6 protein-coding genes are annotated in these 7,059 nt (G+C 69.8%); 3 read left to right on the forward strand and 3 right to left on the reverse strand.

What is annotated here, in order from left to right; translation table 11 throughout:
- The coding region (locus ON21_RS29805) for a LamB/YcsF family protein (RefSeq protein ID WP_157171011.1) at positions 1 to 480 on the reverse strand (480 nt) is incomplete at its 3' end.
- Positions 481 to 621: 141 nt separating this feature from the next.
- Between ON21_RS29805 and ON21_RS29810 the strand changes: the two genes are divergently transcribed.
- Positions 622 to 1,437, forward strand: coding sequence for a hypothetical protein (locus tag ON21_RS29810; protein WP_039803409.1), 816 nt, complete (start codon positions 622 to 624; stop codon positions 1,435 to 1,437).
- A gap of 5 nt (positions 1,438 to 1,442) precedes the next feature.
- On the opposite strand, the gene ON21_RS29815 is transcribed toward ON21_RS29810, so the two are convergent.
- Positions 1,443 to 2,903, reverse strand: a complete 1,461-nt coding sequence (locus tag ON21_RS29815) for a CCA tRNA nucleotidyltransferase (protein ID WP_039803410.1) — start codon at positions 2,901 to 2,903, stop codon at positions 1,443 to 1,445.
- A gap of 454 nt (positions 2,904 to 3,357) precedes the next feature.
- On the opposite strand from ON21_RS29815, the gene ON21_RS29820 reads away from it, so the two are divergent.
- Entirely contained in the window at positions 3,358 to 3,894 is a 537-nt protein-coding gene (locus tag ON21_RS29820; protein WP_039803412.1) for an NUDIX hydrolase, read from the forward strand.
- Entirely contained in the window at positions 3,891 to 6,470 is a 2,580-nt protein-coding gene (locus tag ON21_RS29825; RefSeq protein WP_039803414.1) for a DUF6049 family protein, read from the forward strand. The genes ON21_RS29820 and ON21_RS29825 overlap by 4 nt, the downstream gene beginning before the upstream one ends.
- 400 nt (positions 6,471 to 6,870) lie before the next feature.
- On the opposite strand, the gene ON21_RS39705 is transcribed toward ON21_RS29825, so the two are convergent.
- Positions 6,871 to 7,059: hypothetical protein (locus tag ON21_RS39705; RefSeq protein ID WP_218004160.1), on the reverse strand; the 189-nt coding region annotated here is incomplete at its 5' end.

A 7,059-nucleotide genomic window follows, 5' to 3' on the forward strand; every position in this document is an offset into this window, starting at 1 on the left:
GAAACGCACCCCGGCGGCCTCCGCGGCCGACTCCAACTGGGTGCCTGCCGGGCCGAGCAGGGCCAGGCGCGGGTCGTACTCCACCATCGCGGCCAGCACCGCGTCGGCCAGCTTCCGATCGCGCGCGGCCGAGTGATAGAGGGCTCCATGCGGTTTCACGTAGCGCACCCGGTCCCCGGCGGCCTTCGCGAAAGCGTCGAGGCCGCCGATCTGATACAGCACCTCGTCGCGCAGCTCACCGGGCGCGACGGCGATCGCACGCCGACCGAAACCGGCCAGATCGCGATAACCGACGTGGGCGCCGATCCGCACGCCTTTCCGCACCGCGAGCGCGCAGGTCCTGCGCATGATCGCGGGGTCGCCCGCGTGGAACCCGCAGGCGATGTTCGCGCTGGTGACGATGTCGAGCATGGCGGCGTCGTCACCCATCGTCCACGGCCCGAAGCCCTCGCCGAGATCACTGTTCAGATCCAGCGCCATGTGCGTCCTCCCAGCGGTGTGTGACCGGCAGCCTTTCGATTCTCGTGCTCGAGCGTTCTCGCGGGCAAGACGGCCGGTCCGCGCGACCTGGGTCACAGCGAACGAATACGGGGCCTCGCGCCAAGTACGCTCATTCCAATCATGGCCACGTATTTCGATCCGAAGTCCTGGTCGCCGCTGCGGGCCGTCGATCTCGGAAAGCGCCTGTTCGATCAATCCTGGCTGGAGCAGTGGATCACACTCAGCACGGCCTGGATGGATCCGGTCGCCGACCTCGGCGCGGGCACCGTCACGGCGCTGCTGCCGGACGTGCTGATGACCATGCTCAGCGAGGGCATCCTGAGCCGATTCGGCGGGCAGGAGGTCAGCGCGACCCTGCTCGGTCACGACCTGCACGCCACCTTGCAGGTGCTGAAGGTGCGCCGTCGCGGTGCGCACTTCCAGACCAAGACCGTGCTGTCCCGGCTGCGCTGGGACGATCACCCGATCGAGTCCGTGACGGTGATCGCGCACGGTGTCCGTCTGATTCCGGGCGTGCCGACCAAGGTGCGCACCGCCCGGCTCGATCTCATCGGCACCGTCACCACGGCGGCGCTGATCGGATGGCTGAACACCCAGCCGCTGGACTGGGACCTGGACGTGCATCCGAGCGGACTGATCCGGGCCAGGCACCGCAGGCGACTGGTCACCGCCCTGGTGGACGCGACGGTGACGAACAACCGGCTGGACATCGCGGTACGCCGCGTCACCTGGCTCGGCGTCCGTATTCCGCGACGCATGATCGACGTCCCCGCTCTGCCGCTCGAGCACCTACCCGAGAACGCGCGGATCGTGCGCGCCGAACGGGAGAGCGACCTGATCCGCTTCCGCGTCGAACTGCCGGAGATCGCCGGATCCTTCGACCTCGCCCAGATGCGCTCCGCGATCCTGGCCGGCACCACCCTGATCGTCTTCTGACCTGCTCAGCCCTGCGTCTTCCACCACTCGAGCAGCGCGGCCTCGGCTTCGTCGCGACTGAGCGGGCCGTGGTCCAAGCGCAGTTCCTTGAGATGGCGCCAAGCGCGCCCGACCTCGGGTCCCGGAGGCAGGCCGAGCAGCTCCATGATCGCGTTGCCGTCCAGGTCCGGGCGGACCTTGGCCAGGTCCTCCTGCTCGCGCAACCGCTCGATCCGCGCCTCGAGTTCGTCGTAGGTGGCGCGCAGCGCGGCGGCCCTGCGCTTGTTGCGGGTGGTGCAGTCGGCGCGGACCAGTTTGTGCAGGCGGGGGAGCAGTTCGGCGGCGTCGGTGACGTAGCGGCGGACCGCGGAGTCGGTCCACTGGCCCTTGCCGTAACCGTGGAAGCGCAGGTGCAGGAACACCAGCCGGGCGACGTCCTCGGTGAACTGCTTCGGGTACTTCAGCGCACGCATCCGCTTGCGCACCATCTTGGCGCCGACCACCTCGTGGTGATGGAAGCTGACGCCGCCGCCGGGCTCGTTGCGCTTGGTGTCGGGCTTGCCGATGTCGTGCAGTAGCGCGGCCCAGCGCAGCACCAGGTCGGGGCCGCCCTCCTCCTGGTCGATGGCCTGCTCCAGCACGGTGAGGGAATGCCAGTAGACGTCCTTGTGCTGGTGGTGTTCGTCGATCTCCAGCTTCATCGCGGGCACCTCGGGCAGCACCCGCTGCGCCAGCCCGGTCTCGCACATGACATTGATGCCGTCGATCGGGTGTGCGCCGGCGATCAGCTTGTCCAGCTCGACCCGCACCCGCTCGGCGGTGATGCGGTCGATCTGGTCGGCCATCGCGGTGATCGCGGCCCGCACCCGGGGATGCAGCTCGAACCCCAGCTGAGAGACGAACCGCGCGGCGCGCAGCATCCGCAACGGATCGTCGTTGAACGAATCCTCCGGCGCGGCGGGCGTATCCAGCACGCCGTCGAGCAGGGCGGTCATGCCGTCGAGCGGGTCGACGAACTCCAGCGCGCCGTCCGCGCCGATCTTCACGGCCATCGCGTTCACCGTGAAGTCGCGGCGGACCAGGTCTTCCTCGAGCGAGTCGCCGAAGGTCACCTGCGGGTTGCGGGACACCCGGTCGTAGCTGTCGGCGCGGAACGTGGTGATCTCCAGCTGCTGCCGATCCTTGGCCGCGCTGACCGTGCCGAACGCCAGACCGCCGGTGTCCCACAGATGGTCCGCCCACCCGCGCAAGATGTCCTGCACCGCGTCCGGCCGCGCGTCGGTGGTGAAGTCCAGGTCGGTCCCCAGGCGCCCGAGCACCGCGTCCCGCACGCTTCCACCCACCAGGTACAACTCGTGCCCCCGCACCGCGAACATCTCACCCAGCGGCGTCAGCACATCCGACAACCCCCCGAGCGTCACCGCGGCCGCGGCCAGCAATCGGGTACGTCTATCCAGCACAGCGTCCTGGGACTTCGGCGCAACCACGAATGAGCAGCTTACCGAGCCACGCCACCGGTTATCGCCACCCAGGCTTCGGCAGCAACCGGATATATAAGGACACCGACATCAGCCCAGCCAGCGGCATCCGCGCACCCCACGACATCCGCACGAAACCACCACCACTCTCGAGCCGCCCGCCGCGCGTGTCCTAGTGCAACCCACTCACCGCCTCCGAGCCGTAGCGCGTGCCGCACCCGCCGACCGATCCGACAGCTGAGCCACCCCAGCGCCGAGCCCACCTACGCGCCCAGCGCACCACAACCACGACTTTCGAGCGAAGCGAGACCGAGCCTGTTCCGTTCGCGGCCCGGCTCGCGTCCGAGTGGCCGCCGCGTCCGCGACGAAGGAGCAAGCGGCGGTCGCTCGGACGCGAGCCATAAGGGGGCCGCGAACACGCCGCGACGCAGTCGCGGCAAATTCAACACAGTAGGATTGCCAGGTGTCTCCGGCCGATCGTGCGAACAGTCGACGCCGCCAGCCTCGGCGCCGCGGTTCGGCCGCCAATGCCGCCAAGCCGCGGATGCGCACGGTGCGGGAGACTTCGGCGGGTGGGCTGGTCGTAGACGGCTTGGACGGTCCTCGGGAAGCACGAAGCGCTGCACTCATCGGACGCACCGATCGCCGCGGGCGGCTACTGTGGTCGCTGCCGAAGGGACATATCGAAGAAGGTGAGACCGCCGAGCAGACCGCGATCCGCGAGGTCGCCGAGGAGACCGGCATCAACGGTGTCGTGGTCGCCGAACTCGGCAGCATCGATTACTGGTTCGTGACCGATGGTCGGCGGGTACACAAAACGGTGCATCATTATCTGCTGCGTTCGGTCGGTGGCGAACTGTCCGACGCCGACGTGGAAGTGACCCAGGTCGCCTGGGTTCCGTTGAGTGAACTCGATTCTCGGTTGGCCTACGCCGATGAGCGGCGGCTGGCGGAGATGGCGAACAAGCTGATCGACCGGATGGAGACCGGCAAGCGATGACGCGTGGACTGTTCCGGATCTTCGTGGCGGTCCTGACCATCCTCGGCCCGGTGACGGCGCTGCCGCTGCTCGATTCCGCGGCGGCGGGAGCGCAACCGACCGGGTCCGGAACCTCGACCAATCCCAAATTCCTGAAGCTCTCCCTCGATTCGGTGACGCCGACCACCGTGACCACCGGCAGCGATTCGGTGCTCACGGTCGCGGGCACCGTCACCAATATCGGCGACCGCGTCGTGGACGACGTGAGCATCCGCGTCCAGCGGGCGGCGGCGATCACCGCGCCGGTCGGGTTGCGCGCCACTTTGCGTCTCGACGAGGTCAATTACGACGTGAACGGCGACTTCGAGGATGTCGCGCAGCGGCTGAACCCGGGGCAGCGCAAACAGTTCACGCTGAGCATCCCGTTGCGTTCCGAGACCGGCGCCACATCGCTGCGGATCACGGAGCCGGGCGTCTACCCGCTGCTGCTGAACGTCAACGGCGAACCGGCCTACGGCACGCAGGCCAGGCTCGACGACGCGCGATTCCTGCTCCCGGTGCTCGGCGTGCCGCCCGTCGCGGGCGACGCGGCGCCACCGGTATCCGCGCCAACCGACGCTCCGGTGGCGACCACGCTGCTCTGGCCGCTGGCCGACCGGCCGCGGCAGGTCGGGGGTCGTCCGGGTAGCGTGGACGGCAAGGTCGAACTCACCGACGACGAACTGGCCGCCTCGCTCGGCAAGGGCGGCCGTCTCGATCAATTGCTGGCCGCGCTGGAGGGGACGTTGAACCCGAGCACGGGCCGCAACGCCGATCTGGCCTCGGCCGTGTGCCTCGCCGTCGACCCCGACCTGCTGCTCACGGTGCGCGCGATGACCAAGGGGTATCGCGTACTGGCCAGTCCCTCCGACCCCGATGGCGCCACCAGGGCGGGCGCGGGCGCCGAGCAGGCCCAGACCTGGCTGGAGCGGTTGCGCGCGCTGGCCGGGTCGATGTGCACCGTCGCGCTGCCGTTCGCGCAGGTGGATCTCACCGCCCTGGCCGCGGTCAACGATCCGGCGCTGTCCGCGCGCGCGATCAACGAACCGGCCGAGATCATCGATTCGATCCTGTCCACCCGGTCGGTACGCGGTGTCGGCCTGCCGGATTCCGGCAGCATCGACGAGGGTGCCGGCGCACTGTTGCGCAGTCACGGTTTCGGCACCGCCGTGCTCGCCGCGACGGCGGCCGTTCCGCAGGGCAGCGTGGATTGGGCGCAGTCGAGCAGTGAAACCGGCAGGTCCACAACCGGTACGAACGACGCTCCAGCCACCGCCGACCCGGCGATCCCGGATGTGGTCCGGCTCCCCGATATCACCGCGAGCCAGCCGGCCGCGCCGGCACCGGCACCGCAGGCCACGGGCACTCCGGCGCCCACCGCGAGTGCTGCGCCCGCGCCCGCCGCCGACCCCGCACTGCACGCGGTGACGTTCGACATCTGGTCCGCGACCGCGCTCGCGGCGGTGGGTTCCAATCCGCCGACCCCGCCGTTCACCCCGTCCCGGGTCCGCTACGACGTGACCAACGACTCGCGCGCTGCGCGCTTGCAGGACGCTCTCGGGGCGATTTCGTGGAAGGCGCTGCACCCGGAGGCGAACCCGTCCCGCTCGCTGTTGCTCGTCCCGCCGCAGCAATGGGGTGCGAACCGGGACGAGGCGTCCGCGTTGCTGCGCCAGGTCGACCAGCTGCTGCGCGGCAACCTCGCCACCGCGCGCCCATTCCACGATCTGGTGGCGCTGCCGCCGGACCCGCAGCCCTTCCAGCTGGACTATCTGCCGCAGGCGGCGCAGGACGCGGTGCCGGACCGATTCCTGCCGCCGGTACGCGAGCAGAGCCGCCGGATCACCGAGATGATGCGCGCGCTGGTGGACGTGCCGGAGGCCGAACCGACGCCGCACGACTTCCTGACGCCGCTGCGCGACGACCTGCTGCGCGTGCTCAGTCTCTCGGATCGGCGCGCGGGCGATGCCGCGCCGCCGGACACGTTCGCCCAGCGGCGGCTCGACCAGAACACCCGGACGATGGACAAGCTCTATCGCTCGGTGACCGTGCTACCGCCGGGCGGGGTATACACGCTCGCGTCCGAGCAGAGCCCCCTGTTGCTGGTCGCGCGCAACGATCTGCCGGTGGCCATCCGGGTCAGGTTCCGGATCGAGGCGCCGGCCGAGACGACGATCACCGATCCCGGCGAGCAGCAGCTTCCGGCCAACGGGTCGCGGTCCTTCCAGATCCCGACGGAGGTCAGCGACAGCCGGAACCTGGTCATTCCGATCTCGCTCACCACGCCGGAGGGCGTCGCGCTCGGCAATCCCACGCAGGTGTCGGTGCGTTCGAATGCCTATGGCAAGGCCTTGGCGATAATTACCGGATGCGCCGCACTCCTGCTGCTCCTGCTGGCCGGCCGCCGTTTGTGGCGCCGGTTCCGCGGGCAGCCCGATCCGGCCGACGAGGGTTTCGATCCGAGCACCAGACGCCGGGTCAACCGGTACCGGCGTGCGCGCATTCGCGTGCTGCGGGCGCAGGAGAAAGAGCAGGAGCAGCTCCAGGAGACGCGGTGACGGATCCCGCTCCGACGGCGCGGCGTAAACCGCTGCTACCTGCATCGATGTGGGGTACTGCGGTGTCATGTGGCACGGTGGAGGACAATCGCAGTGTTGCCGAGCCGGTCGGATCCGGACGGGGACCACTGACAGGATGTTCACCGAAAACGGCGAACCATTGCGGCGAGCCGCGGCTCTCCGCACCGATGGGGGTGCGGAATCCCGGCTGGTACAGGAGGCATGATGAGCGACGATGACATATCGGCTCATCGCCCTCGACCAAGCGACCGGCTCGACGGGCCACCGGTGCGCCGGGCGCCGGTCGCGCCGTGGGAACGCAGCCCCGCTCCAGCCGATGCCGAGCACCAGGGCCTGAACGGCGGTCCGTACGACGGCCAGGCGCCGAGGGTGCCGCAGATCAGTCGTCCTCCGGCAGCACCGCAGCCGCGGCCCGGTCAGCACATGGCCCCGCCGCCACCGCCCGCCGCCCAGCCGCGGCCACCCGTACCGCCACCGCCGCGACCCGGCCCCGTGCCGAACCAGCGGCCCTATCCCGGTCCTCCGGCGGCCGGCCCCGGCCAACCTCGCCCGATTCCGCCCGGTCCCG

The sequence above is a fragment of the Nocardia araoensis NBRC 100135 genome (assembly GCF_000308435.1).
Classification (GTDB): Bacteria; Actinomycetota; Actinomycetes; order Mycobacteriales; family Mycobacteriaceae; genus Nocardia; species Nocardia araoensis.